The organism is Nocardia sp. NPDC006044 (assembly GCF_042871115.1).
Taxonomy (GTDB): Bacteria; Actinomycetota; Actinomycetes; order Mycobacteriales; family Mycobacteriaceae; genus Nocardia.
The window spans coordinates 1,409,396-1,435,580 of sequence record NZ_JBIAID010000001.1; the positions used below are offsets into that span (position 1 = coordinate 1,409,396).

25 protein-coding genes are annotated in these 26,185 nt (G+C 68.7%); 16 read left to right on the forward strand and 9 right to left on the reverse strand.

Annotated features, from left to right (window positions below; genetic code table 11):
- The first annotated feature begins 91 nt into the window (after nt 1-91).
- From infB to ACFYO1_RS06650, 5 genes are all read left to right on the forward strand, one after another.
- Nucleotides 92-3,124: a translation initiation factor IF-2 gene (gene infB / locus ACFYO1_RS06630; protein ID WP_387227836.1), complete on the forward strand. Its 3,033-nt coding sequence runs from the start codon at nt 92-94 to the stop codon at nt 3,122-3,124.
- Nucleotides 3,125-3,220: 96 nt separating this feature from the next.
- Nucleotides 3,221-3,511: a DUF503 domain-containing protein gene (locus ACFYO1_RS06635; RefSeq protein ID WP_150405719.1), complete on the forward strand. Its 291-nt coding sequence runs from the start codon at nt 3,221-3,223 to the stop codon at nt 3,509-3,511.
- Between the two features lie 24 nt (nt 3,512-3,535).
- Nucleotides 3,536-3,979 carry a 30S ribosome-binding factor RbfA gene (rbfA, locus tag ACFYO1_RS06640; RefSeq protein WP_375903578.1) on the forward strand — a complete coding sequence of 148 codons (444 nt, stop codon included), beginning with the start codon at nt 3,536-3,538 and terminating at the stop codon, nt 3,977-3,979.
- A 13-nt stretch (nt 3,980-3,992) separates the two neighbouring features.
- Nucleotides 3,993-4,994, forward strand: coding sequence for a bifunctional oligoribonuclease/PAP phosphatase NrnA (locus tag ACFYO1_RS06645; protein WP_387227838.1), 1,002 nt, complete (start codon nt 3,993-3,995; stop codon nt 4,992-4,994).
- 547 nt (nt 4,995-5,541) lie between these two features.
- On the forward strand, nt 5,542-6,960 hold the full coding sequence (locus tag ACFYO1_RS06650) for an MATE family efflux transporter (RefSeq protein WP_387227840.1): 1,419 nt from the start codon (nt 5,542-5,544) through the stop codon (nt 6,958-6,960).
- Between the two features lie 3 nt (nt 6,961-6,963).
- Here the strand turns inward: ACFYO1_RS06650 and ACFYO1_RS06655 are convergent, their stop codons facing one another.
- Entirely contained in the window at nt 6,964-7,398 is a 435-nt protein-coding gene (locus ACFYO1_RS06655; RefSeq protein WP_387227842.1) for a hypothetical protein, read from the reverse strand.
- Between the two features lie 185 nt (nt 7,399-7,583).
- On the opposite strand from ACFYO1_RS06655, the gene ACFYO1_RS06660 reads away from it, so the two are divergent.
- The 3 genes from ACFYO1_RS06660 to truB all read left to right on the forward strand — a co-directional run bounded on the left by ACFYO1_RS06660 (nt 7,584) and on the right by truB (nt 10,294).
- Nucleotides 7,584-8,540: a metallophosphoesterase family protein gene (locus ACFYO1_RS06660; protein WP_387227843.1), complete on the forward strand. Its 957-nt coding sequence runs from the start codon at nt 7,584-7,586 to the stop codon at nt 8,538-8,540.
- Between the two features lie 180 nt (nt 8,541-8,720).
- Nucleotides 8,721-9,389, forward strand: a complete 669-nt coding sequence (gene npt / locus ACFYO1_RS06665) for a 4'-phosphopantetheinyl transferase Npt (protein WP_387231728.1) — start codon at nt 8,721-8,723, stop codon at nt 9,387-9,389.
- On the forward strand, nt 9,389-10,294 hold the full coding sequence (gene truB, locus ACFYO1_RS06670; protein ID WP_387227845.1) for a tRNA pseudouridine(55) synthase TruB: 906 nt from the start codon (nt 9,389-9,391) through the stop codon (nt 10,292-10,294). Before npt ends, truB begins: the two co-directional genes overlap by 1 nt.
- A gap of 106 nt (nt 10,295-10,400) precedes the next feature.
- On the opposite strand, the gene ACFYO1_RS06675 is transcribed toward truB, so the two are convergent.
- Together ACFYO1_RS06675 and ACFYO1_RS06680 are read right to left on the reverse strand one after the other, a co-directional pair.
- Complete coding sequence (locus ACFYO1_RS06675) at nt 10,401-11,009, reverse strand: MerR family transcriptional regulator (protein ID WP_387227848.1); 609 nt, start codon at nt 11,007-11,009, stop codon at nt 10,401-10,403.
- A gap of 55 nt (nt 11,010-11,064) precedes the next feature.
- On the reverse strand, nt 11,065-11,694 hold the full coding sequence (locus ACFYO1_RS06680) for a TetR/AcrR family transcriptional regulator (protein WP_387227850.1): 630 nt from the start codon (nt 11,692-11,694) through the stop codon (nt 11,065-11,067).
- A gap of 141 nt (nt 11,695-11,835) precedes the next feature.
- Here ACFYO1_RS06680 and ACFYO1_RS06685 point away from each other — a divergent pair, with 141 nt between their 5' ends.
- The 3 genes from ACFYO1_RS06685 (at nt 11,836) to ACFYO1_RS06695 (ending at nt 14,769) form a co-directional block, all read left to right on the forward strand.
- Nucleotides 11,836-12,246: a DUF4345 domain-containing protein gene (locus ACFYO1_RS06685; protein ID WP_387227852.1), complete on the forward strand. Its 411-nt coding sequence runs from the start codon at nt 11,836-11,838 to the stop codon at nt 12,244-12,246.
- Nucleotides 12,247-13,028: 782 nt separating this feature from the next.
- Nucleotides 13,029-13,451 carry an EF-hand domain-containing protein gene (locus ACFYO1_RS06690; protein ID WP_387227854.1) on the forward strand — a complete coding sequence of 141 codons (423 nt, stop codon included), beginning with the start codon at nt 13,029-13,031 and terminating at the stop codon, nt 13,449-13,451.
- A gap of 478 nt (nt 13,452-13,929) precedes the next feature.
- Nucleotides 13,930-14,769 carry a hypothetical protein gene (locus ACFYO1_RS06695; protein ID WP_387227856.1) on the forward strand — a complete coding sequence of 280 codons (840 nt, stop codon included), beginning with the start codon at nt 13,930-13,932 and terminating at the stop codon, nt 14,767-14,769.
- 9 nt (nt 14,770-14,778) lie between these two features.
- On the opposite strand, the gene ACFYO1_RS06700 is transcribed toward ACFYO1_RS06695, so the two are convergent.
- Genes ACFYO1_RS06700 through ACFYO1_RS06710 form a run of 3 tightly spaced genes read right to left on the reverse strand, consistent with a single transcriptional unit; the run spans nt 14,779 to nt 16,930 of the window.
- Nucleotides 14,779-15,456, reverse strand: coding sequence for a GntR family transcriptional regulator (locus ACFYO1_RS06700; RefSeq protein ID WP_387227858.1), 678 nt, complete (start codon nt 15,454-15,456; stop codon nt 14,779-14,781).
- Nucleotides 15,443-16,174: a maleate cis-trans isomerase gene (locus ACFYO1_RS06705; RefSeq protein WP_387227860.1), complete on the reverse strand. Its 732-nt coding sequence runs from the start codon at nt 16,172-16,174 to the stop codon at nt 15,443-15,445. Before ACFYO1_RS06705 ends, ACFYO1_RS06700 begins: the two co-directional genes overlap by 14 nt.
- Nucleotides 16,175-16,189: 15 nt before the next feature.
- Nucleotides 16,190-16,930 (reverse strand): Asp/Glu/hydantoin racemase, encoded by a 741-nt coding sequence (locus tag ACFYO1_RS06710; protein ID WP_387227861.1) that lies wholly within the window; start codon nt 16,928-16,930, stop codon nt 16,190-16,192.
- 86 nt (nt 16,931-17,016) lie between these two features.
- Between ACFYO1_RS06710 and ACFYO1_RS06715 the strand changes: the two genes are divergently transcribed.
- Both ACFYO1_RS06715 and ACFYO1_RS06720 read left to right on the forward strand, forming a co-directional pair.
- Nucleotides 17,017-17,982: a D-2-hydroxyacid dehydrogenase gene (locus ACFYO1_RS06715; RefSeq protein ID WP_387231730.1), complete on the forward strand. Its 966-nt coding sequence runs from the start codon at nt 17,017-17,019 to the stop codon at nt 17,980-17,982.
- Nucleotides 17,983-18,009: 27 nt separating this feature from the next.
- Nucleotides 18,010-19,395, forward strand: a complete 1,386-nt coding sequence (locus ACFYO1_RS06720) for an amidase (protein ID WP_387231732.1) — start codon at nt 18,010-18,012, stop codon at nt 19,393-19,395.
- A 792-nt stretch (nt 19,396-20,187) separates the two neighbouring features.
- Here the strand turns inward: ACFYO1_RS06720 and ACFYO1_RS06725 are convergent.
- Both ACFYO1_RS06725 and ACFYO1_RS06730 read right to left on the reverse strand, forming a co-directional pair.
- The gene (locus ACFYO1_RS06725; RefSeq protein ID WP_387231734.1) at nt 20,188-20,682 is read right to left on the reverse strand and encodes a DUF3830 family protein; all 495 of its coding nucleotides are present in this window, start codon (nt 20,680-20,682) and stop codon (nt 20,188-20,190) included.
- Between the two features lie 201 nt (nt 20,683-20,883).
- A complete protein-coding gene (locus tag ACFYO1_RS06730; protein WP_387227863.1) occupies nt 20,884-22,125 on the reverse strand; it encodes an aspartate aminotransferase family protein in 1,242 nt (413 codons plus the stop codon).
- 144 nt (nt 22,126-22,269) lie between these two features.
- On the opposite strand from ACFYO1_RS06730, the gene ACFYO1_RS06735 reads away from it, so the two are divergent.
- The 3 genes from ACFYO1_RS06735 to ACFYO1_RS06745 all read left to right on the forward strand — a co-directional run bounded on the left by ACFYO1_RS06735 (nt 22,270) and on the right by ACFYO1_RS06745 (nt 25,162).
- Entirely contained in the window at nt 22,270-23,739 is a 1,470-nt protein-coding gene (locus ACFYO1_RS06735) for an NAD-dependent succinate-semialdehyde dehydrogenase (protein WP_387227866.1), read from the forward strand.
- On the forward strand, nt 23,736-24,821 hold the full coding sequence (locus tag ACFYO1_RS06740) for a tartrate dehydrogenase (RefSeq protein WP_387227868.1): 1,086 nt from the start codon (nt 23,736-23,738) through the stop codon (nt 24,819-24,821). Before ACFYO1_RS06735 ends, ACFYO1_RS06740 begins: the two co-directional genes overlap by 4 nt.
- Before the next feature lie 170 nt (nt 24,822-24,991).
- Complete coding sequence (locus ACFYO1_RS06745) at nt 24,992-25,162, forward strand: hypothetical protein (RefSeq protein ID WP_387227870.1); 171 nt, start codon at nt 24,992-24,994, stop codon at nt 25,160-25,162.
- A gap of 187 nt (nt 25,163-25,349) precedes the next feature.
- Here ACFYO1_RS06745 and ACFYO1_RS06750 read toward each other — a convergent pair whose 3' ends face one another.
- Entirely contained in the window at nt 25,350-26,018 is a 669-nt protein-coding gene (locus ACFYO1_RS06750; RefSeq protein ID WP_387231736.1) for a metal-dependent transcriptional regulator, read from the reverse strand.
- Nucleotides 26,019-26,185 lie beyond the last annotated feature (167 nt).

Sequence of the window (26,185 nt, forward strand, 5' to 3'; positions counted from 1 at the left end):
CGATGAACGTCCATCGGAGATAACCCGAGGTCGTGCGGGCCCCGTCCCTGAACAACGGGTGCACCTGCTCGACCTCTCAGTGAGGAGAGCAGTGGCAGGCAAGGCCCGCGTGCACGAGTTGGCCAAAGAACTCGGTGTCACCAGCAAGGAACTACTCGCACAGCTCAAGGAGCAGGGCGAGTTCGTGAAGTCGGCGTCCTCGACGGTGGAAGCTCCCGTCGCACGCCGTCTGCGTGAGTCGTTCGCATCCAAATCAGCCCCCGCGAACGGCACCAAGTCGGGATCACGCCCCGGCCCGTCCTCGTCGGCCCGTCCGGCCGCGAAGCCCGCAGGAAACGGTCCCCGTCCGGGACCGCGCCCGCCGGCTCCCGCGCCCGCCCCGGCCGCGGCAGCACAGCAGGAAACCGTCCGCGAAGCCCCGCGGACCAGCGAGGGACCGGCCGTGAAGCCGGGTCCCGCAGTACGTCCGACCCCGGCTCCGGCGCCCAAGCCGGCCGCCGCGCAGGAGGTCGCCCCGGCGCCCGCCGCGTCGGCGTCCACCGAGGCGCCCGCGAGCTCCGCGCCCGCGACACCGGCCGGGCCGCGCCCGACGCCGAATGCCGCGCGTCCGGGTCAGCAGCAGCGTCCCGGTGCCAGCCCGGCGCAGGGTTCGCCGCGTCCGGGTGGTTCGGGTCCGCGTCCGGGACCGAAGACCCCGCGGGTCGGCAACAACCCGTACTCCTCGGCGCCCGAGCGGCCCGCGCCGCGTCCGGCCCCCGGCCAGGGTGGCCCGCGTCCGGGTCCGGCCCAGGGCGGTCCCCGTCCGGGTCCGGCTCAGGGTTCGCCGCGTCCGGGCACTCCGGCGCAGGGCGGCACCCGTCCCGCGCCCGGTCAGGGCGGTCCCCGTCCCGGCGGACCGCGGCCCAGCCCCGGCTCGATGCCGCCGCGGCCCAACCCGGGTGCGATGCCGTCTCGTGCGGCACGTCCGGGCGGTGCCGGTGGACCCGGCGCCGGTCGTCCGGGTGGTCCCGGCGGTCGTCCCGGTGGCGGTGGCGGCGCCGGTCGTCCCGGCGGCGGTGGCGGTGGTTACCGCGGCGGCGGCGCTCCCGGTGGTGGCGCGGGCGCGGGCACGGGTGCTCCCGGTGCCGGCGGCGCTCCCGGTGGTTTCCGCGGTCGCCCCGGTGGTGGCGGCGGCGGTCGTCCGGGTGGTCCCGGTGGTCGTGGCGGTGCGGCCGGCGCGTTCGGTCGTCCCGGTGGCGCACCGCGTCGTGGCCGTAAGTCGAAGCGGGCGAAGCGCGCCGAGTACGAGAGCATGCAGGCTCCCGCCATCGGCGGCGTGCGGCTGCCTCGGGGCAACGGCGAGATCATCCGGCTCGCCCGCGGTGCCTCGCTCTCGGACTTCGCGGAGAAGATCGACGCGAATCCGGCCGCCTTGGTCCAAGCCTTGTTCAACCTCGGCGAAATGGTCACCGCGACCCAGTCGGTGAACGACGAGACGCTCGAGCTGCTCGGCAGCGAGATGAACTACGTCGTGCACGTGGTCAGCCCGGAGGACGAGGACCGCGAGCTGCTGGAATCGTTCGACCTGACCTACGGCGAGGACGCGGGCGGCGAAGACGATCTCGAGCAGCGTCCGCCGGTGGTGACCGTCATGGGTCACGTCGACCACGGTAAGACCCGACTGCTGGACACGATCCGTAAGGCCAACGTCCGTGAGGGCGAGGCCGGCGGCATCACCCAGCACATCGGCGCCTACCAGGTGATGACCCACCTCGGCGAGAACGACCGCCTGATCACCTTCATCGACACCCCGGGTCACGAGGCGTTCACCGCCATGCGTGCCCGCGGTGCGAAGGCCACCGACATCGCGATCCTGGTGGTCGCCGCCGACGACGGCGTCATGCCGCAGACGGTGGAGGCGATCAACCACGCGCAGGCGGCCGACGTGCCGATCGTGGTGGCGGTCAACAAGATCGACAAGGAAGGCGCGAACCCGGACAAGATCCGGCAGCAGCTGACCGAGTACAACCTGGTGGCCGAGGAATACGGTGGCGACACCATGTTCGTCGACATCTCCGCGCGGGAGAACATCAACATCGATGCGCTCCTCGAGGCCGTCCTGCTCACCGCGGACGCGGCCCTGGACCTGCGGGCGAACCCGGACATGGACGCGCAGGGTGTGGCCATCGAGGCCCACCTCGACCGCGGTCGTGGCCCGGTGGCGACCGTGCTCATCCAGCGCGGCACGCTGCGCGTCGGCGACTCGATCGTGGCGGGCGACGCCTACGGTCGCGTCCGGCGCATGGTCGACGAGCACGGCGAGGATGTCATCGCGGCACTCCCGTCGCGGCCGGTCCAGGTCATCGGCTTCACGTCGGTGCCGGGCGCCGGTGACAACCTCCTGGTTGTCGACGAAGACCGGATCGCTCGCCAGATCGCCGACCGCCGCAACGCACGCAAGCGCAACGCGCTGGCCGCACGCAGCCGCAAGCGGATCAGCCTGGAAGATCTCGATGCCGCGCTGAAGGAGACTTCGGAGCTCAACCTGATCCTCAAGGGCGACAACTCCGGTACCGTCGAGGCCCTCGAAGAGGCGCTGCTCGGTATCCAGATCGACGACGAGGTTCGGCTGCGGGTCATCGACCGCGGTGTCGGTGGCGTCACCGAGACCAACGTCAACCTGGCCTCGGCGTCGAACGCGATCATCATCGGGTTCAACGTCCGCGCCGAGGGCAAGGCCACCGAGCTGGCCAACCGCGAAGGCGTGGACATCCGGTACTACTCGGTTATCTACCAGGCCATCGACGAGATCGAGAAGGCCCTCAAGGGCATGCTCAAGCCGATCTACGAAGAGGTCGAGCTGGGCCGGGCGGAGATCCGCGCGATCTTCCGTTCGTCGAAGGTCGGCAACATCGCCGGCTGCATGGTCACCTCGGGCTCGGTCAAGCGCAATGCCAAGGCGCGCTTGCTCCGGGACAACGTGGTGATCGCGGAGACGGTCACGATCTCCTCCTTGAAGCGGGAAAAGGACGACGTCACCGAGGTCCGCGAGGGCTTCGAATGCGGTTTGACGCTGACCTACAACGACATCAAGGAAGGCGACATCATCGAGGCCTACGAGCTGCGCGAAAAGCCGCGCGACTGACTCGGACTCGCACGTCACGCCGGGCCCCACGCCCGGCGTGACGTGCGGATCGACTCGTCGATAGCTCGGGCTTCTTCGACACGAAGAGGTACGTAGTTGTTCCTGGGGGCACTCGAATTCGACCTTCTCCTCGGAGACGTGCACTCACTGAAAGAGAAGCGTTCGGTGATCCGGCCGATCCTGGCCGAATTGCAGCGTTTCGGCGTGAGTGCCGCCGAGGGCGGCGAACAAGACCGCCATCGTCGCTCGTTGCTGGGGGTCGCCCTGGTCAGTTCCGGAATGGAACACCTGACCGAGGTGCTCGACCGCTGTGAGCGGCACGTCGCGGCACGTCCGGAGTTACAGTTGCTGGCAGTGCGCCGCAGGATCTTCGGACCCGAAGACTAACTATCTAGTGAGGAAGGTTCAGCCATGGTGGATCAAGCCAGGGCACGCCGACTCGCCAAGCGGATCTCCTCGATCGTGGCCACCGCGATCGAGTACGAGATCAAGGATCCGCGGCTGGGTTTCGTGACCATCACCGACGCCAAGGTCACCGGCGATCTGCGCGACGCGACGGTGTACTACACGGTGCTGGGCGAAACCTTGGACGCCGAACCGGACTACGCGGGCGCGGCGGCGGGCCTGGAGAAGGCCAAGGGGGTGCTGCGCTCGAAGGTGGGCGCGGGCACCGGCGTGAAGTTCACGCCGACCCTGGCGTTCGTGCTCGACAAGGTCCCCGAGGTCGCCAAGGACATGGAAGAGCTGCTGGCGCGGGCCAAGGCCGCGGACGAAGAGGTGGCCAAGGTCGCCGCCAACGCCAGGCACGCAGGCGACGCCGACCCGTACAAGGTCGAACGCGACGACACCGAGTGACATGCGGTAGACGATGACGACAATGCGGGACGCGGTCGACCTCGATGCTGCGGTCGAGGCGTTGAACGCTGCCCGCTCGGTCACCGTCGTCTGCCATGTACAACCGGACGCCGACACCGTCGGCAGTGGCCTCGCGCTGGCGCTGGTCCTGCATCGGCGTGGGATTCCGGTCTGGGTGTCGTTCGCCGAGCCGGCGGAGCTGCCCGAATCGATGCGGTCACTGCCGGGGGTGCACCATCTGGTGCCGCCCGCCGAGGTGCCCGCGTCGGTGGATCTGCTCATCGCGGTGGATTGCGGCAGCGTCGGGCGGCTCGGTGCGCTGGCCGATCGAATCGACGGGGCCGCACGGACTTTGGTGATCGATCACCATCGATCGAACGACCGGTTCGGGACGATCAACGTAGTCGACGCCGGGGCGGAATCGACGACCAGCCTGATCGTGCGGTTGCTCGATGTGTGGGGTGTGCCGATCGATCTCGAAGTGGCGCACTGTCTTTACGCGGGCCTGGTGACCGATACCGGGTCGTTCCGCTGGGTCCGGCCCGGCACGCACGAGCTGGCCGAGCGGTTGTTGGCCACCGGGATCGACGGCGGCGAAATCGCCAGGACCTTGCTGGACACGCACCCGTTCGGCTGGTTGACCATGCTGTCCAGGGTGCTCGCCACCGCGCAGCTGGTGCCGCACGTGCGCGGGGGGATCGGTCTGGTGTACGCGTTCGTGCGACTCGACGACATCGCCGACGTGAGTTCGGAGGAGGCGGAGAGTGTGATCGACATCGTCCGGACCACCTCCGAAGCCGGAATTGCCGCGGTGTTCAAGGAATCCGGGACCGGTGCCAATCGGTGGACGGTGTCGTTGCGTGCCCGCGACACCCGGCCCGGGGCCGACGACGGGGTGGATGTCGCCGAGGTAGCGACCGCGCTCGGCGGCGGCGGACATCGTTTCGCCGCCGGATACACGGCATACGGAGCCGCCGACGAACTCGTCACCACCCTGCTGACCGCACTGGGCTGAACGTTATCGGCAGCCGCCTGCGCAGTACGGTCCGGCCGCGAAATGCAGGTCGTCCTCGTCTACCGGACGAGCTACCCACCTCTCCCACCAGGCAACTCAGAACCCCCGAACCACCCCAGCGGCAGCCGCACGTCTTTTGATACACGCACGCGTGTCAGCGCGGCAAGTCGCTGTGCGGGGAATCAGGACCTGTGCGGCTGGTGGGCTACACGCCTCGGCAGGCGGTTCGAACTCGCGATCGGGCGACGACCACGGTGACAGTCCTTGCCGAACACCTTTTGATATGCGCACGCGTGTCAGCGCGGCATGTCGCTGTGCGGAAGATCAGAACCCGTGCGGCTGTGGGCGGTGTCCCTGCGGTGGGTCGGTGGCGAGGAGGTGTGAGGGCTGGTCTGTCGGTGCCGCATGGCAGGGTAGCGGGTGTAGTTGCTGGGTCGGGTGATGGTGTCGGGCATGTTGCCGAGCGGGTGGGGATCGTGATTCGAGCGTGGTGTCCGGGCCGTCTATCTGCGCGGTTAGCAGGATGTGTTGCGGTGAGGGAGGTTTCATGAGCGGGGAGTCGTCCACCGAGGGCGATCCGGCGGAGGGTGCCGCGCCGTCGACGGTTGCCACGGGTGCGGTCGTGGAGCCAGCGGCAGAGGCTGGGCCGGGGCGGATACTGCGGATCGCGGTGCCGACGCTCGGTGTGCTGGTCGCGGAGCCGATCTATCTCCTGTTCGACCTTGCCGTGGTCGGGCGGCTCGGGGCGCTCGCGCTGGCCGGGCTCGCGGTGGGTGGTTTGATTCTGGCGCAGACCAGTTCGCAGCTCACCTTCCTGTCCTACGGCACCACCGCGCGGGCCGCGCGCAAGCACGGTGCGGGGGACGAGCGCGGCGCGGTGGCCGAGGGGGTGCAGGCGACCTGGCTGGCGATCTCGGTCGGGGTGCTGATCCTGCTGCTGGTTCAGGTCTTCGCGGTGCCGCTGACCGATGCGATCGCCGGTGGCGGGGATATCGCCCACGCGGCGCTGGAGTGGGTGCGGATCGCGCTGTTCGGCGTGCCGTTGATCCTGATCTCCATGGCGGGCAACGGGTGGTTGCGCGGCGTGCAGGAGACTCGTCGTCCGCTGATCTATGTCGTCGCCGGGCTGATCGTTTCGGGCGTGCTGTGTCCGGTGCTGGTGCACGGGCTGGCCGGTGCGCCGCGGCTGGAGCTACCCGGTTCCGCCGTCGCGAACGTGGCCGGTCAGCTGGTGATGGCCGGGCTCTTCTTGAACGCCATTGTCCGGGAGCGGGTTTCGCTCGCGCCGCAGTGGCAGGTGATGCGCGCTCAGCTGGTCCTCGGGCGAGACCTGATCGTGCGCAGCCTCGCCTTCCAGGCGTGCTTCGTGTCGGCCGCCGCGGTCGCCGCCCGGTTCGGCGCGGCCTCGGTCGCGGCGCATCAGCTGGTGCTGCAACTATGGAATTTCCTTGCGCTGACCCTTGATTCGCTGGCCATCGCCGCGCAGACCTTGGTCGGCGCGGCCCTCGGCGCGGGCGACGCACCCGGCGCTCGCGCCTTGGCCAAACGGGTCACCGGGTGGTCGGAGATCTTCGCCCTCGGTCTCGCCGCGTGCTTCGCGGCGGGCGCCGGCCTGATCCCGAGGCTGTTCACCGACGACCCGGCCGTGCTGGACCGCACCCACGTCACCTGGTGGTTCTTCGTCTGCATCATCCCGGTCGCCGGCGTGGTCTTCGCGCTCGACGGAGTCCTGCTCGGCGCGGGCGATGCCGCCTACCTGCGCACCACCACGCTCGGCTCGGCCCTGCTCGGCTTCCTCCCGGCGATCTGGCTGTCGCTGGCCTTCGACTGGGGGATCGCCGGAATCTGGTCCGGCCTGGTCGCTTTCATGGTTTTGCGCCTGGTCGCCGTGTCCTGGCGGGCCTGGTCCGGCCGGTGGGCGCAGGTCGGCGCCGAGCTTCCAGGGCAGGTCAGCGCCGCTGGATAGCGGTCAGCTGTTGGTCAGGAAGCAGGCGTCGTTCGGCAACTGCTCCACCAGGCCGGCGGGCACCGTCACCTTGGCGCAGGCCAGCGTCGGGTACGAGCTCGGCGTATCGGCATCGGCGGGGAAGTCGGCGCAGTAGGTCAGGGCGAGATGCTCGCCCTCGGCCAGTCGGCGGGTCAGCGTGAAATCGGCCGGGGCGGGCTGCCTGGGGGACAGCGTGTTCTGCTTGGTATTGCCGTCGACCAGCAGCGTGCACTGCACGGTGGCGCCGGGCAGGTCGGAGCTGATCCGGCTCTGGGTCGCGGTGAGCGTATCCCCGGCGACCTGCAACGTCGCGCTGCTCGGCGGACTGATGGTTGCTCCGGCCAGACCCGGAATGGCGAAGCCGGCCGCGGCCGATGATGCCACGACAATCCCGCGGAATGTGTTGCGTGCGATCATGTTCGGTCAACCTACCGAATCGTTCACGCAGATCTACCGGGTTGCGTGTTCCGAGATAATTGCCTCATTTCGGTTTGGGGGAGCGCTCGACGGTTCTTCGTGCGTCGCGCACAGCCGTGCCCGGGCGTTTCGTTCCCGGCGGGGTGACGGGCGCGAAGCGGGTCGGGTGTGCCAAGGTAGGTGTGGTGATACCCAAGTTGATGGCGGTGAGCGACATTCACGTCGGGCACCAGGGGAATCGGCCGGTGGTCGAGCAGATTCATGCCGACTCACCGGAGGACTGGCTGATCGTGGCCGGGGACGTGGGGGAGAAGACCGACGACGTCCGGTGGGCGCTGGAGCTGCTGCGCGGCCGGTTCGCCAAGGTGATCTGGGTGCCCGGCAATCACGAGCTGTGGACGACGGCGAAGGACCCGGTGCAGATGACCGGCGTCGCGCGCTACGACTATCTCGTGTCGATCTGCCGCGACCTGGACGTGCTGACCCCGGAGGATCCGTTCCCGGTCTGGGAGGGCGCGGGCGCCGAGCAGTACGGCGGCTCGGTGACGCTGGCGCCGCTGTTCCTGCTCTACGACTATTCGTTCCTGCCCAAGGGCGCCACCACCAAGGCGGAGGGGCTCGCCATCGCGCGGGACCGCAACGTGGTGGCCACCGACGAATACCTGCTCTCCCCGGACCCGTATCTGACCAGGGATGCGTGGTGCCACGCCCGCGTGCAGGTCGCCCAGCGCAAGCTGGACGCGCTGCCCGAGGGCACGCCGCTGGTGCTGATCAATCATTGGCCGATGGTCCGGCAGCCGACCGACGTCATGTTCTACCCCGAGTTCGCGCTCTGGTGCGGCACCGAGCTGACCGCCGACTGGCACACCCGCTACAACGTGGTCTGCTCGGTCTACGGTCACCTGCACATCCCCCGCACCTCGCACTACGACGGCGTCCGCTTCGAGGAGGTGTCCCTCGGTTACCCCCGCGAATGGCAGCGTCGCGGACTCCCCGAACGCCTCCTCCGCCAGATCCTCCCCGCTCCCGTATACCCACCCGGCTCCCTCAACGAGTGGGGTGGCCACTTCCAGGTGACCCCCGAAATGAAGGCCGCCGCCGAGGAGATGCGCGCCAAAGCCGAGCGTCGCCGCGGCGTCTGACCGAGCTCGCGCGGTGACCCCGGCGGAGGTCACTGCGCAATTTGATTCCCAACGCAACTACTGATTTGGTGTGTACATGGGTAACTCGCCGGGCACACTCACCCGCCCGTTGACCGCCGGACGCCATCCATACGTGTGTGGCACACGAGTCCGGCCTGAAGTTTCGGGGAGGCGGGGGAACTGATCGAGACAATTCTGCCCGCGGGTGTCGCGTCGGCTGAGCTGCTGGAGTACCCGGAGGACCTGAAGGCGCATCCGGCCGAGGAACATCTCATCGCGAAGGCGGTGGAGAAACGGCGCCGGGACTTCATCGGCGCCCGGCACTGCGCGCGGTTGGCGCTGGCCGAGCTCGGTGAGCCGCCGGTCGCGATCGGCAAGGGTGAGCGGGGCGCGCCGATCTGGCCGCGCGGCATCGTCGGCAGCATGACGCACTGCGACGGCTATCGGGCCGCGGCGCTGGCGCACAAGCTGCGCTTCCGCTCGGTTGGCATCGATGCCGAGCCGCACGCGACGCTGCCCGAGGGCATCCTCGACTCGGTGAGCTTGCCGCCGGAGCGGGAGTGGCTGCAGGCCACCGGTTCCGCGCTGCACCTGGACCGGCTGCTGTTCTGCGCCAAGGAAGCGACCTATAAGGCGTGGTTCCCGCTGACCGCGCGCTGGCTCGGTTTCGAGGACGCGCACATCACCTTCGAGATCCAGGACAGCACCGGCGATTCCGGCCACGGCACGTTCCACAGCGAGCTGCTGGTGCCGGGACAGACCACCGACGGCGGGGTGCCGTTGCTGTCGTTCGACGGCCGGTGGCTGATCGCCGACGGGTTCATCCTCACCGCGATCGTGCACGGCTGATGGACGGTCTCGGCGGGCTGCTGATCGTGGACAAGGACGGCGGCCTCACCAGTCACGACGTCGTCGCGCGCTGCCGGAAACTGTTGCGCACCAAGAAGGTCGGGCACGCGGGCACCCTCGACCCGATGGCCACCGGAGTGCTCGTGCTCGGCGTCGAACGGGCCACCAAGCTGCTCGGCCTGCTCACCCTGACCACCAAGGCCTACACCGCGACCATCCGTCTCGGCCAGGCCACCAGCACCGACGACGCCGAGGGCGAGGTGCTCTCGACCACCTCCGCCCTGCACCTCGCCGACGACGAAATTGCCGCGCAGACAACGAAACTCACCGGCGACATCGAACAGGTCCCGGCCACCGTCAGCGCGATCAAGGTGAACGGCGAACGCGCCTATGCCCGGCACCGCGCGGGTGAAGAGGTCCAGCTGGCGGCGCGGCCGGTCACGGTGTCCCGCTTCGACATCCTCGCCCGCCGCGACGTCCCGGACGGCGAATTCGTCGACCTCGATGTGGTCGTCGAATGCACGTCCGGCACCTATGTTCGCGCCTTGGCCCGAGACCTCGGCGCCGCACTCGGCGTGGGCGGCCACCTGACCGCGCTGCGCCGCACCAGAGTCGGCCCGTTCACCCTCGAACACGCCCGCACCCTGGGCGAATTGGCCGAGTCCGCCGAATCCGGCGCCACCCTGCTCAGCCTCGGCATGGACGAGGCGGTGCGAACCGCCTTCCCGCACCGCGAAATAGACGAATCCCAGGTCGACGACCTGCGCAACGGCCGCTGGCTGGACCCCATCGGCCTCCCCGGCGTCTACGCCGCCCTCGCCCCCGACGGCCGAGCCATCGCGCTCCTCCAGGAAAGCGGCAAGCGCGCCGCCTCCGTCATGGTCGTCCGCCCGTCGAACCTGTAGGTCGTCGGGGTGCTGCGCCGGGCGGAACGCGCTGTGGCATAGCGAGTTCCGCTCGGAATGTGCGCTGGCTCGTGGGATGGGCAGCCTTGGCGGTCGTCGCGTCGGATCAGCTGTCCGCGCTCGGGATGTCGCTACCGGGTGGGACCAGCTGTGCGCGCCGGGCCTGGAGACGCTCTCGTTCGGCCGGGCTCATGGCCGCGAATGCCTCCTCGCGTCGTTTCGTCAGTGCCGCAAGCTGTTCGGCGTCCAACTGGCGCGTGTAGTCGGCGCGCTGCTGGGCCAGTCGGGCGAATTCCTCGGGGGTCAGTGGCTTATTCATGGTGATCGTCTCCTCGATCAGTTGCAGGAACTCCGATGTCGTCGGCTCGACCGCATGGTCGAGACCGTCGAGCGCACCGAGCAGGCGTGCACGGAGTCGTATCGCGTGCGCGATGCGTTCGCCGACCGCCGCCAGTTGCTGGCGGATCAGGTCCCGAGGGTCCTGGTTCGGTTCGGCGTCGAGCAGCGCCGCGATGTCGTCGAGCCGAAACCCGAAGCCCCGCAAGGCAACGACGCGATGCAACCGCCGGACGTCGGCCTGGGTGTAGCACCGGTGCCCGCCCGAGGTCCGCGACGACGGCACCACCAGCCCGAGCCGGTCGTAATGATGCAGCGCGCGCACCGTCATGCCCGTTTCCCGGGCTAGTTCCCCGACCCGCCAAATCCGCTCGACCACCGTGGTTTCCTCTCGATGTGCACAACCCACGGTAGAACCTGACGCAACGTCGGGTTCAAGTGTCGATTGGATTACACCGCGCGACCCTGATCACTCGGAGGGAAGCCGGGCCGAGGATGGGGTGTAGGGCGCCGAGGAGAGAGCCGATGCTGATGTCCACCAGTTCGGTGCGTGAATAGTGTTGGTTTTCCAGCCATTCGACGGTCAGTACCCGGACGAAGGTGAGCCAGCTCATCAGGATCGAGGAGACCTGGGTGCGCACGGTTCCTTCGAGATCGAGGGCGTCGAGCAGCCGGCGGCGCAGTTCGCCGAGTTCGCCGGCGATGATGGATTGGATGGTCGGGTCGCCGGCGAGTACCCGATTCGCCGCGAGCACGCTGTTGGCGTTCGCTTCGAAGTAGTCGAAGTGGGTGTTGAGCCCGGCGGTCAACTGTTCGGCGAGCGGTCGTTCGTTGTCCAGGGGCGTGGCGATCAGCAGCTGTTCCGCGGCTTGCTCGTACACCCTGGCGAACAGCTCGCGCTTGCTCGGGAAGTGGCGGTAGAGCAGGGCCCGCGATACTCCCGCGGCCGCCGCGACGTCCTCCATCAGCACCGCGTCGTAGGCGCGTTCGGCGAACAGTTGCGCGCCCGCCTCCAGTAGTACCTGGCGGCGCTCGTCGGGGGACAGGCGACGGCGAGTGCTCATGTCAAAACTCTAGTTGACGTTTGTCTACTAAGCGCCGTAGGGTCTTTTAGTAGACAAACGTCTACTAGTCTTCTGCTGCTGGTTCGAGTCGGAAACCTGCTGCACGCCAGCGGGATTCGTTGCACACCGGGGAGAAACAACATGGCAACCGCACTCAAATGGCTTTCCATGACGATGGGCCTCGCCTGCGTCGCGATCGGGATCTTCCACCTGGCGGCCGGCATCGACGGCATCCCCGACATGGGCTCCTCGGGCGTCACCGCCGACAGCCAGACCCGGTTCTTCGGCGCCATCTTCCTCGGCTACGGTGTCGCCTGGATCTGGGCCGCCCGCCAGACCCCGATCCCCGCCATCGTCATCCGCTGGCTGGCGGGCATCTTCCTGCTCGGCGCCGTCGGCCGCTTCATCTCCGTCGCCGTCTACGGCTGGCCACACTGGTTCCAGATCGTCCTCACCGCCCTCGAAGTCGCCCTCCCGCCGCTCTACCTCTGGCTCGCCACCGCCGACGAAAACCGCACCCGCACAACCCCGCCCACCTCGATCAGCGCCTGACTCCAAATACGTTCCGCGAACTGGTAATCCGCCTCCATCGGACTGGCGTCGCGTCCACCGGGGCGGTGTCGCGTTCATTGGGCCGGTGTCGCCTCCATAGGACTGGTGTCGCGTTTATCGGGCCGGTGTCGCCTCCATCGGACCGGCATCGCGTCGACCGGACCGGTATCGCGTCCATCGGACCGGCGTCGCCTTTACCGGACCGGCATCGCGTCCATCGGACCGGCGTCGCCTCCATCGGACCGGCATCGCGTCGACCGGACCGGCGTCACGTCCATCGGGCCGGTGTCGCCTCCATCGGACCGGCATCACGTCGACCGGACCGGCGTCGCCTCCATCGGACTGGCGTCGCGTCCACCGGGGCGGTGTCGCCTTTACCGGACCGGCATCGCGTCGACCGGACCGGCGTCGCCTCCATCGGACCGGCGTCGCCTTTACCGGACCGGTATCGCGTCCATTGGACTGTCGTCGCGTTTCATCGGGCCGGTATCGCGTCCATCGGACCGGCGTCCGCAACCATCGCGCTTCAATCCACTTCCATCGCTTGGCGATTCGTCTCCCGCCGCTCCGGACAAGCTCGTGGCGAAGTACAAGTAGCGCCTCCCTGACGTCCCGCTCACAGCACCAGTCGTTGCCGAGCGGGACTTCCCTGCGGCGGAGTGCGGGTGGTGGCTTGGTGAAGTCCCGTTCGCGGGCCGAGGCCGCTGGGCTGCTGGGCGGCGAGGGAATCCGTACAGTGTGGATTGGCCCCTGGGCGGGGTGGTAGTGGGAGGCAGTGGGCAATGGGTGGACGTCCGGTCGACACGTTCGAGCTTTGGGATCGGGATGGGGACGGGCTCGTCTCGGTCGCGGATATCACCGCGGGTATTCGGGCGCTCGGCCTCGAGGTCGAGGACGACGCGGTCGAGCGGATGGTCGCCGCCGCCGACACCGACGGCGACTTCCTGATCTCCCGGGCGGAATTCGATGCCGCGCTGGTGGGCGGCCGGATCGAGGTCACCGATGCGAATGCCGCGTTCGCCGTCTTCGACGTGAATCAGGACGGCCGCATCTCGGTAGAGGAACTCGAATCCCTCATCCGCCACGTCGGCGAGGGCCGCATCGAGGAATCGGCCGAAACCCTCCTGGCCGCCGCCGACCAGGACAACGACGGCTACCTCTCCCTCCCCGAATTCCGTTCCCTGCTCGACTTCCTCTCTCGCTGATCACCCCCGAACGGGACGTGGTCCAGCGATATACCCTGGCCCGCCCCACGCTGTTGCCTCACGCCACCGTGGGCGCCAGTTCAGTAAGGCCCAGTTGAGTGTGACTCCGGACATTCAGATTCAGTCGATTGCGGGGCAACGGTTTTCAGCGCAAATGCTCGGCCCAGCGGGTCAACCATCCGCGGTCGACGACCGTTGCGAGGTCGCCACGATCATCTCGGGACAACCAGTGCGGACGCCAAGGCGGCGATGCTCCAGGACGTTCGCGATGGCTCAGCCGCCTTCTCCCCCCGAGGGTGCGGATGTCCTGGCACCGGAGGCGACGGGATGCCGCCAGAGGTTCGAGGACACGCACCCGAGCGGGACATAGTGGTGGTGACACGCCGCCTCGCCCTTCTTCATGTCCCGTTCGGTGTTAACCGGCGGGTTCTGGTCGGCGATAAGTAGGTATCTGGTCGCTCGATTGGGAGGTGGGGCGATGTTGGTTCGAGTGGCGGGGGTGCTGGCCGCGGTACTGGTGGTCGCCTCGGCGTGCGGTGGGGATGACGGAGTGGCGGCGCGAGGCAAGCCGACTACAGGTGCCATACCGACGATCAGCTCGGCGCCGGGAGTCACGCCGCAGCGATCCACAACGTCTGTGCCGCCGGGCAATTCGCCGTCGGCGAGTCCGTCACCCGTCAAGCCGTCACCTGTCAATCCATCGCCCGGCAATCCATCGCCCGGCAATCCGCCGCAGGCATTCGGCACCGCGGAAATCCGCACCAGAACACTCTCCGGAACCCCGGTACCGAACGTGCCGGTCCATCTGTCCTTGGTGCAACCGTGTGACCCGGCGTCCCACGACATTCCACTCGGCGAAACCACCGAAACCTTGCGCCGCGACGCGGTCACCGACGGCACCGGCCTCGCGACCTTCTCGGTGCCGACCGGCTGCTACCTCTTCGGCCTGGGAACCCCACCGCCCGGCGCCACCCCGGTCCCGGAGGGCATGCACAGCCTCTTCCTGATGAGCGAAGGCCAAAAGGTCTCCGGCCAACTGCGTTTCGAAGAACCGGGACTCGTCCCGTCGTGCGCCGCCGCGACGATCGTGCACGACCTCGACGACCTCGGCGAGCTGATCGACGCGAACGCCACGGTGCGCGAGTGCGACGGCGCGTGGGCGGTCATCGTCTGGGATTCGCACGGCGACAGCCAGCGCATCGTCCGGCACGCCGCCGACGGCTGGCTCACCTACGTCTACTTCCCGCACGACGTCTGCTGGACCACGGCCGTCGCCGACGGAGTCCCCGCCCGGCTTCGCCCGTACTTCAGCTGCTGACCGGGAGACTCACACCACGTCCGGCTGACTGCGCTGAGCGGCGATCGCGCGGACCGCGCCCTGCATGTGGTCGATCAGCAGCTTGCGCGCGCGGGCGGGCGGTCCGGCGCCGATGGCGGTGCGGAGGTCGACGTGCTCGCGGGCTTGTTCCGTCAGGTCCGGATTGGTTGTCTGCAAGGCGCCCAAGCACATTCGGGTCTCGATGAGCAGGGTGCGGGCGGCGCGGACCAGGCGCGGGCTGCCCGCGCTGTCGACCAGCGCGACGTGGAAAGCTTGATCGGCGTCGGACAGCGCTCCGGCATCGCCGATTTCGGCGGCCGCGCACATCTGGGTGACGCTGTCGCCGAGTGCCGCGTAGGCGATCTCGCGGCGACCGTCCAGGATCAGCTCCAGCGCACCGCCCTCGATGGCGGTCCTGGCCTGGTAGATGTCGGCGACGTCGTCGAGGGTGAGGTCGATGACGAAGATGCCGCGGTGGCGGATGCTGTGCAGCAGACCCTCGGAGACCAGTCGTTGCATCGCCTCACGTACCGGCCCGCGGGACACGTCGAAGCGGGCCGCGAGGTCGGCCTCGCCGAGCTGGTCGCCGGGCGCGAAGCTGCCGCGCATGATCGCCTCGCGCAGCCGGTCGGCGATGACCTCGGCGGTGGATTGCCTGCTGACCGGCTCGATCTCAACGAGCGGCATGCGCGTGCCTTTCTGTGAACAGGGTGCCGAGGGCCGGGCAGGTCACGGCGGTGCCGGCCAGCCGCAGCCCCGCCCAGATGGTGACCTGGTTGGCGGTGAGTACCGGTTTGCCGAGGGTGGCCTCGAGCTCCGGCAGCACGGCAAGCGTATGCATGGCCGTGTCGGGGATGAGCAGCGCCTCGGCCTCGGGGTGATCGTTGGCCACGGCGAGCCGCCGGACCTGCTCGGCGGTCAGGGTGCCGACCTCGGCGGCGGTGTCGATACCCGAGCTGCGCATCGAGACGACGTCGATGCCCGCGTCCGCCAGGAATTCGACGAACAGTGCCGCGACGTCGTCCGGATAGCTGGCCGCGACGGCGACGGTCCGCACGCCGAGCGCCCGCACCGCGTCGACGAACGCGAGGCTGGTGCTGGTCGCCGGCACACCGGCGGCGACGGCCAGTGCGTCGACCTGATCGCGGGCGCCGCGCGGGCCGTAGACGAAACTGCCTGAGGTGCAGGCCCATACGACCGCGTCGGGCCGGTGTGGCGCGAGCAGTTCGGCGCCGTGGCGCAGCTTGTCCGGGCTACCCAGATCGAGCAGCTCTGGGATGGCGTGCAGATCGGTGCCGTAGATATGCGCCACCGGCAGACCGGCGCCGAGCGCGGCGGCGGCCAGCGGGTAGTCGTCCTCGGCCGCGTGGTCCGGGTAGATGAAACCGATGGTGGGTGTCCGCATGTGGTGTTCTCCCGATCAGAAGACGTTCAGTAGCCACTTGCCCGGGCCCATCATCGGCAGCTTCATCCGGCCGAGACAGGCCCACATGGTGAGCTGGTTCGCGGTGAGCACGGGTTTGCCGAGGGCCTGTTCGAGCGGCTCGATGACGTCGTAGGTGGGCAGGTTGGTGCAGCTGACGAAGATGGCCTGGGCGGCCGGATCGTCCGCGCCGACAATGCGTTCGGCGATGGTGCGGTAGTTGACCTTCCAGATGCCGCCGCCGAGACCGAGATGGTCGGAGCGGATGACGGAACAGCCTGCCTCGCCGAGGAACTCGTGCAGCTTGCCGGTCAGGACTTCGTCGTACGGGGTGAGCACCGAGACCCGGCTGAGGTCCAGATGCCGGATCGCCTCGACCAGCGCCCCCGAGGTGGTGACCGCGTCCAACGCCCCTGCCGCGCAGATCGTTTCGCGCAACGAGCGCTCGTACTCCAGGCCCTTGATGAAACTGCCCGAAGTGCACAGGTACGCAACCACTTCCGGCTCGACGTGCAGCACGTCGCGGGTGGCGGCGGTCAAATGCGCTGGATTGGATACCAGTTCGGCCATGGCCAGCGAGACCGGAACCGGCTCGTAGGGCGTCCGGGCGAGGTGGAGGCTGACCTCCATCGGCGCCCAGCGCCAGAGTTCACGTTCGAGCGCGAGGTCGAACGGAGCGATGATGCCGATGCCCCGTTGTGCGACGGGGCCCTCGATATCCGGGAAGCTGAGTTCCACCACGGCCCCTCTCGCACTCAGCTGGCTGGACCTCCGAGCGGAGTCGGATTGTTGACAATCATACGATGCGATCTTACTGTGTCAATGTGGAAACGGGCCCCATTGTCACCGTCCTGCACAGTGACCGCGTGCCCGAGGCGGATCTGCTGGCCGCCGTCGCGGCTCGGGCGACTGTGCGCTACACCGAGGCAGCCGGTCTGGCGACCGCGTTGCGCGGTGCCGACGTGCTGTTCGTCTACGACTTCCTGACCCGCGCGATCCCCGGCGCGTGGCCATCGGCCGACCGGCTGCAATGGTTGCACATGGGATCGACCGGGGTGGACCCGGCGATGTTCCCCGCGCTGCGGACCAGCGACGTCGTCGTGACCAACACGCGCGGCCTGTTCGATACAGCCATCGCGGAATACGTGCTCGGGCAGATTCTCGGCTTCGCCAAGGACCTGCCCGGATCGATGCGCAGACAGCTGCGCCACGCGTGGGAACACCGGGAGAACGAACGGGTCGCGGGCAGCACCGTGCTGATCGTCGGTACCGGCTCGATCGGCCGGGCCATCGCCCGGCTGCTGCGCGCGGCCGGGATGAACATTCGCGCGGTCGGTCGCCGAATGCGTTCGGTCGACCCGGATTTCGGCTCGGTCGGCACCGACCTCTATGCCGAGCTACCGGCGGCCGACTATGTCGTGGCCATCGCCCCGCTGACACCGCAGACCCGGAACATGTTCGGCGCCAGAGAATTCGCCGCGATGAAGCCGCACGCGAGGTTTGTCAACGTCGGCCGTGGGGAACTCGTAGTTACCGACGATCTGGTGGCCGCACTCGCCGCCGGATCGATCGCCGGGGCCGCGCTCGATGTGGTCGACCCCGAGCCGCTGCCACCCGACCATCCGCTGTGGGATCTGCCGAACGTGTCGATCACACCGCACAATTCGGGCGATTTCATCGGCTGGCGGACCGAGATCGTCAGCGCGTTCGCCGAGAACTTCGACAACTGGATCGCCGGCCGGCCATTGCAGAACGTGGTCGACAAGGAGCTGGGGTACGTGCCCGGCTGAAGGAGCCCTTGGATGAGCTACCCCGACATCAACATTCCCACCGAACCGGCGGCGATGACTGCCGTGCAACTGGTCTCGGCCTACGCGGCGGGCGCTCTCTCACCCGTCGAGGCGACGGAGGCGGTACTGGACGCCATCGCGACCCGCGATCCGGACGTGAACGCGTACTGCCTGGTCGACCCCGATCGAGCGCTCGTGCAGGCCAAGGACTCCGAGGCGCGCTGGCATTCCGGACACGCCCGCGGGCTGCTCGACGGCGTGCCGATCTCGATCAAGGACATCTTCCTCACCGAGGGCTGGCCGACCAGGCGCGGCTCCACGTCGGTGGACCCGGCTGGGCCGTGGACGGTGGACAGCCCGGTCGCGGCCCGGCTGCGCGAGGACGGCATGGTGTTCCTCGGCAAGACGACGACGCCGGAGATCGCCTGGAAGGCGGTCACGGACAGCCCGCTGACCGGCATCACCCGCAACCCCGTCGACCCGGCGACCACCGCGGGCGGTTCGTCCGGCGGTAGTGCGGCCGCGGTCGCGGGTGGCATGGGACCGGTCTCGGTCGGCACCGATGGTGGTGGCAGCATTCGCATTCCGGCGGCGTTCTGCGGCATCGTCGGGTTCAAGCCGACGCACGGCCGGATTCCGCTGTATCCGGCGAGCCCGTTCGGCCCGCTCGCGCATGCGGGGCCGATGACCAGGACCGTCGAGGACGCCGCGCTGCTGATGGACATCCTGTCACTGCCCGACCCGCGCGACCCGACGAGTCTCGCGCCGACGCTGACCACGTTTCGCGGGCAGGTGGTGCGCGAGGTTCGCGGACTGACCGTCGCCTACTCGCCGACCCTCGGGTACGCCACGGTCGACCCCGAGGTCGCCGCGCTGGTCGACGCGGCGGTGCGCAAGCTCGCCGACGCCGAATTGCGGGTTGTCGCAGCGGATCCCGGCTTCGCCGATCCGCGCGAGGCGTTCGAACTGCTGTGGGCGGCGGGCGCGGCGACCATGCTGTCGAAGTTTCCCGCGGGCGCGCGGGAGCGGGTGGATCCGGCCCTGCGCGACGTGTGGGAACAGGGCGACGCAGTCCGCGCCGTCGATTATCTCGACGCCCGCAACGTGGCCGCCGAGATCGGCATCGCCATGGGCGCCTTCCACACCGCCTTCGACGTGCTGATCACGCCGACGATGCCGATCACCGCCTTCGAAGCAGGCCACAACGTGCCGCCCGGCAGCGGCCTGACCAGTTGGCCACAGTGGACGCCATTCACCTACCCGTTCAACATGACTCAGCAACCGGCCATCAGCATCCCGGTCGGCACCACCAAGGCCGGCCTTCCGGTCGGCATGCAGATCATCGGCCCCCGCCACTCCGACGACCTGGTCCTCGCGGTAGCCCGCTACGCCGAACACATCCTGACCCCCTGAAATAGCCCGCCGCCGACCCGACAGCACCGAACCGCCGACGGCGCGCACGTGTCGTAGCAGTGCGCACGACTTCGCCAACCAACGCCTGCGCGCCAGTCGAATTGATGCGCGGCGGCCAATTGCCACTGACGCTGCGTTGGGTTGGCAACCGGCTGGCCGAGCCGCTGCTGTGCTGAGCCATCGAGGGCCGCACGTTTTGTGGCGGTGTGTACGAGTTCGTTTGCGAATTGGTGCGCGGCGGCCTCTGGCGCCAGCCGCTTGCCGCTGACGCTGTGTCGGGTGGCAGGTCGGCTGGCCGGTCCATGGCTGGTGGCGGGCTATCGATGGCGCGCACGTTTTGTGGCGGTGCTCGAATTCGCCAACTAACGCTTGCGCGAGAGTCGAATTGGTGCACGGCGGCCGATTGCCTCTGACCCTGCGTCGGGATGGCATGTCGGCCCGCTGCCGATGCCGGGCCATCGAGGGCGCGCACGTTTGTGGTGGTGCGCATGGATTCGCTAACTAATGCTTGCGCGGGAGTCGAATTGGTGCGCGGGCGGGCTCCGGCGGCAGCCGATTGCCGCTGTCGCTGCCAGCGCCGGTCAATGATGACGCGCACGTTTCGTAGCAGTGCGCACGACTTCGCCAGCCAACTCGTGCGCTGGAGTCGGATTGGTGCGTGGCGGCCTCTGCCGATTACCGATTGCCGCTGCCTGCGCCGGGCCATCGATGGCGCGCACGTTTGTGGCGGTGCGTATGAGTTCGTTTGCGAATTGGTGCGCGGGAGGGGGATTGGTGCCCGGGGTCGTGGTTTCAGGCGCGGGCGAACGACAGGGTTTCGCCGGCTACGCCGTGTAGCCAGAGGGTGTTGCAGGCTGCGGCGATATCGGCCAGGCCTTCTTCGATGGTGGCGAAGACGTTGCCGGGGACCCAGCCCATGTCGCCGTTGATGAGTAAGTTGTTGCGGCCGTAGAAGATCGCGAGATCGGTTGCGCCCTGGTCGTGGTGGGCGGTGGAGCCGGGGTCGTAACCGTAGGCCGGGTTGCCGATCTCCCACGGCTCGAAGTCGAACAGGCAGACATCGCCGGGGATCGGCGTGACGGTCGGGTTCTCTCGGTGGGGGGCCGCGCCGATGCGGGGGACCAGCGTGTATACCTCGTTGCGGGCGTACTTGGCGTGGAACGCGTCCCCTTCCTGCGGCAGCGCGTCCCACACCGCCGCGCAGGTGCGCGGCGCTTCGGTGTCGAGCAGCCGGGCGCGGCAGGTCACGCCGGCCTTGGTGAGCGTGATGGTGATGTAGCGGGCCATGGTCTGTCTCCTGGTCATCGCGCGATGGGCGCGGCGGTCGATGAAGTTGCAACAGTGGGGACGCGAATAATGTTGCGAACCTGCGCTATCGGGGAAAGGTTCGGCATAGTCGGCGAGCAGGCCCGTGGCTTCGGGCTAGAGTTCGGCGAACAGGCCCGGGGCTTTGGGTTAGAGCCCGGCGAGCAGGCCCGGGGCTTCGGGCTAGAGTTCGGCGAGCACTTCGTTCCAGATCGCGAGCGCGTCCTCGATCTGGGTCTCGGTCACGATCAGCGGCGGGATCATTCGCACCACGTTCATGTGCGCGCCGCAGGTGAGCAGCAGCAGCCCCTTCTCGACCGCGAGCCGTTGCGCGGCACTCGCCGTCTCGGTGTCGGGTTCCCCTGTCGCGGTAGTGAATTCGGCACCGGCCAGCAGCCCCAGACCGCGCACGTCGCCGATCGCCTTGGTGGCGCTCGCGCGCAGCCCGGCGAGCAGCTGTTCACCGCGGGCGGCGGCGTTGTCCACCAGGCGCTCGGATTCGATGACCTCCAGCGTCGCGACGGCGGCGGCGCAGGCCACGGCGTTGCCGCCGTAGGTGCCGCCCTGCGAGCCAGGCCACGCCTTGGCCATCAGTTCACGCGGGGCCGCAATGCCGGACAGCGGGAACCCGCTGGCGAGTCCCTTCGCGATGGTGATGATGTCCGGACGCACCCCGAAGTGCTGATGCCCGAAGAACTTTCCGGTGCGCCCGAAACCGGTCTGGATCTCGTCGATGACCAGCAGGATGCCGTGCCGGTCGGCCCGTTCGCGCAGCCCGTGGAAGAACGCGGTGTTGCCCGGGATGTAACCGCCCTCGCCGAGCATCGGCTCGACCACGAACGCGGCGGTTTCGGCCGGCGAGGTGATCGTGGCGAACAGGTAGTCCAGCTCGCGCAGGGCGAACGAGGTGGCCTCCTGCTCGGTCCAGCCGTAGCGGTACGCGGTCGGGAACGGGGCCACGTGCACCCCGGACATCAGCGGGCTGAATCCGGCGGAGAATCGGGTGCCCGAGGTCGTCATGGTCGCCGCCGCGACGGTGCGGCCGTGGAAACCGCCATGGAAGACAACGACATTCGGCCGTCCGGTGGCCTGGCGCGCGAGCCGCAGCGCCGCCTCGATCGCCTCGCTGCCGGAGTTGGCGAAGAACAGTGTGTCCAGTCCTTCGGGCAACACCGTGCCGAGACGTTCGATCAGCTGGAGCATCGGTCGGTGCATGACGGTCGTGTATTGCCCATGGATCAGGCTGGCCACCTGCGCCTGCGCCGCCGCGACCACCCGCGGATGGCAGTGGCCGGTGCTGGTGACGCCGATGCCCGCGGTGAAGTCGAGATAGCGCCGCCCGTCGGTGCCGTAGAGGTAGCAGCCGGTTCCGTGGTCGACGGTCACCGGGGTGGCCTGTCGCAGAACGGGCGAGAGTTCGGTCATGGTGATCGCCTCCGGGGAAGTGGTGCGCGCCCAACATCCGCACATTGTCTATTGTCGGATTGTTGACAATATGCATAACATGGCGACAGCGGCCGCAGCAATAGCCCACGGTCGCGTCCGGCAAGTGAAAGGAGTCCGGCGCCGATGCTTACCGAGACCGTGTCCGCCGCGGAACGAGCCGTCATCGACACTGTGCCGACGGGTCTGTATATCGACGGCCAGTGGTGCGAGACGAATGCCGAACTGCTCGTGCTGGATCCGGCCACCGGCGGGGCGCTGTGCGCGGTCGCCGACGCGCGACCGCAGGACGGTCTCGACGCGCTGGCCGCCGCGCACGCCGCCCGATCCGCGTGGGCCGCGACGCCGCCCAGGGAACGCGCCGACCTGCTCATGCGCGCGCACCACGCGCTGCTCGACGACACCGACCGGCTCGCGCTCATCATGACGTTGGAGATGGGTAAGCCGATTGCCGAGGCGCGTGGCGAAATCGCTTATGCCGCTGAGTTTTTACGTTGGTTCGCCGAGGAGGCAGTGCGTCTCGACGGCGGCTATCTGCCCGCGCCGGCCGGTGGCGCGCGATTCCTGGTGACCAAACAGCCGGTCGGCCCGAGCCTGCTGATCACGCCGTGGAACTTCCCGATGGCCATGGGCGCCCGCAAGATCGCGCCCGCGCTCGCCGCCGGCTGCACCTGTGTGGTGAAACCCGCTGAGCAGACGCCCTTGTCGATGCTCGCGCTCGCCGACCTCCTCGACCGCGCGGGTGTGCCGCGCGGGGTGGTCAACGTACTCACCACCGCCGACCCCGGCGCGCTGATGACGCCGCTCATCCTGGACCCCCGTTCGCGCAAGCTGTCCTTCACCGGCTCGACCGCCGTCGGCAAGCGACTGCTCGAGCAGTGCGCGCAGACGGTGATGCGCACCTCGATGGAGCTGGGCGGCAACGCGGCCTTCATCGTGTTCGACGACGCGGACCTGGACGAGGCGGTGGAGGGCGCGCTCGCGGCGAAGATGCGCAACATCGGCCAGGCCTGCACCGCGGCGAACCGAATCTTCGTGCAGCGCAACGTCGTCGACGAATTCGCGACCAAGCTCGCCACCCGGATGGCGGCCCTGCCGATGGGCCGGGGCACCGAGCCCGGCGTGGTCGTCGGCCCGCTCATCGACGCCGACGCGGTGATCAAGGTCAGCGAGCTGGTCGCCGACGCGTGCCGCCGCGGTGCGCAGGTCTTGACCGGCGGCACGGCGATCGACGGTCCGGGCAACTTCTATCCCGCGACCGTGCTGACCGGCGTGCCCGACGACGCCCAGCTGTGCCACACCGAGATCTTCGGGCCGGTCGCCGCGATCGCCGCGTTCGGCACCGAGGCCGAGGTGATCGCCCGCGCCAACAACACCCCGTACGGCCTGGTCGGATATGTTTTCACCGAGCACCTCCGGCGCGGGCTGCGGGTCTGCGAGGCCTTGGAGACCGGCATGGTCGGGCTCAACCAGGGTGTCGTCTCCAACCCCGCCGCACCCTTCGGCGGGGTCAAGGAGTCCGGGCTCGGTCGCGAAGGCGGGACGATCGGCATCGACGAGTTCCTCGAGACCAAATACATCGGAGTGCGCCTGTGACCGACCGCAAGTACCGCATCGCGACCATCCCCGGCGACGGCATCGGCGTCGACGTCACCGCGGCGGCGGTCACGGTGCTCGACACCGTGCTGCCCGGTATCGAATGGGCCGAATTCGATTGGTCCTGCGCGAATTACCTGCGCACCGGCGAGATGATGCCCGCCGACGGACCCGAACTGCTGGCCGGCTTCGACGCGATCCTGCTTGGCGCCGTCGGCTTTCCCGGTGTGCCCGACCATGTTTCGCTGTGGGGTCTGCTGATTCCGTTGCGGCGCGCGTTCAGTCAGTACGTCAACCTCCGTCCGGTCCGGCTGCTGCCGGGCACCGAGTCGGCGCTGCGCGGCCGCACCGCCGAGGACCTCGACATCCTCATCGTGCGGGAGAACTCCGAGGGCGAGTACTCCGAGATCGGCGGCACACACAACCCCGGCCGGGAGGACGAATTCGTGCTCCAGGAGTCGGTATTCACCCGGGCCGGCTGCGAACGGATCATCCGCTACGCCTTCGACCGGGCGCGCGAACGCGGCGGCACACTGTGCTCGGCCACCAAGTCGAACGGCCTGATCCACTCGATGCCGTACTGGGACAGCGTGTTCGACCGCATCTCCGGCGAATACCCCGACGTGCGAACCCGGCAGATGCACGTCGACGCGCTGGCCGCGGAGATCGTCCTGCACCCGGACCGCCTGGACGTGATCGTCGGCTCGAACCTGTTCGGCGACATCCTGTCCGACCTGGCCGCAGCGGTCACCGGCGGACTCGGACTGGCCCCGTCCGGCAACATCAACCCCGCGGGCACCGCACCATCGATGTTCGAAGCAGTGCACGGCAGCGCCCCCGACATCGCGGGTCAGGGCATCGCAAACCCGGTAGCCCAAATCCTCGCCGGCGCAATGCTCCTCGACCACCTCGGCGAACACACGGCCGCCACCGCAGTCGACCGCGCCGTCTGCGACGTGCTCGCCGCAGGCAAAGTCCTGACCCCAGACCTCGGCGGCACCGCCACAACCACGGACCTCGCCGCCGCCATCGCCGACCGCGCCGCCGAACTAACGACTCAGGTAGGCGCCGAACCACATTGACGATCGAGACCGATACGAGCCGCCCGATGCGACTGCGACCTGCGCAGTCGGTCGGCCGCCGTTGATGGTGACTGCTCCTTCAGGTGGTGGGCCTGCGCCCTCGATGCCCCCGTCGCGCCGCGGAATTGGTGGATCCGGCACGCGCCGAATCGCATTGACGATCGAGCGCGGTGCTGCTCGACCACCTCGGTGAACACCCGGCCGCCGAAGCGGTCGACCGCGCCGTCTGCGACGTGCTCGCCGCAGGGGAAGTCCTGACTCCGGACCCAGGCGGCACTGCGGCAGTCACGGATTTCGCCGCGGCCGTCGCGCCCCGCGCAGCCGAACTGGCGGAACAGTAGGCGCCGAATCGCATTGACGATCGAGCCCGCCGCGACCTCGCGGTTCGTCAATAGACCCGCTGGCAATCCCCCGGGATGAGTGGGCGGTCGGTGCGGCGCGCCCTCGAAGGTGGGCTGTGCACCGCATCCTCAATGGTGGGTTGCCTCTACGGGCTGTGCGCCGCACCCACGACGGTGGGCAACCCCCTCAGGTGGTGAGCCAGATTGCTTCGGCGGCGGGACTGCCCAGGTCGGTGGGGGTTTCGGCGGTGCCGATGCGAATTGCGATGGTGCCGGCGAAATCCCGGCGTTCCACGACCGTGATGGCGGTGTCCAGGGCGATGCCGACGGAGTCGAAGTAGCGGAGCATGTCCGGGTCCGAGTCGGAGATGCGCGCGACCCGGCCGGACTCTCCGGCGCCGAAGTCGCTGAGCTGGCGGGCCGGCGGGGTCGGCACGGCGCCGTCGACCGAGGGGATCGGGTCGCCGTGCGGATCCCGGTCGGGGTAGCCGAGTTTGGCGTCGATGCGCGCCATCAGCAGTTCGGAGACCGCGTGCTCGAGCACCTCGGCCTCGTCGTGCACCTCGTCCCAGCCGTAGCCGAGCTCGTTCACCAGGAACGTCTCGATCAGCCGATGCCTGCGCACCATCGCGATCGCGGCCCGGCGCCCGCCGTCGGTCAGCGTGATCGACCCGTAGCGGGCATGCTCGACCAGGCCTTGATCGGCGAGCTTGCGCACGGCCTCGGACACGGTGGACGCGGAGACCCCGATGCGTTCGGCGAGCAACTTGGTCGACACCTTCTCCTGCGACCACTCCTGTGCGGTCCAGATCACCTTCAGATAGTCCTGGGCAACCGAGGAGAGCACCGGCGCGATCGTCGCGGTGCCGCCGGTGGCCTGTCTCGGCGCGGCAGCGTCGGCTAGCTCACGGCGGGTGGCGATGTCTCGTTTACCGGGCACATACTCGAGCTTAAGCACAGCAATGCCGAAAGACACAGCTCGCCGCACAGTGGAACCAGGGATTCATCACTCGTACACAACAC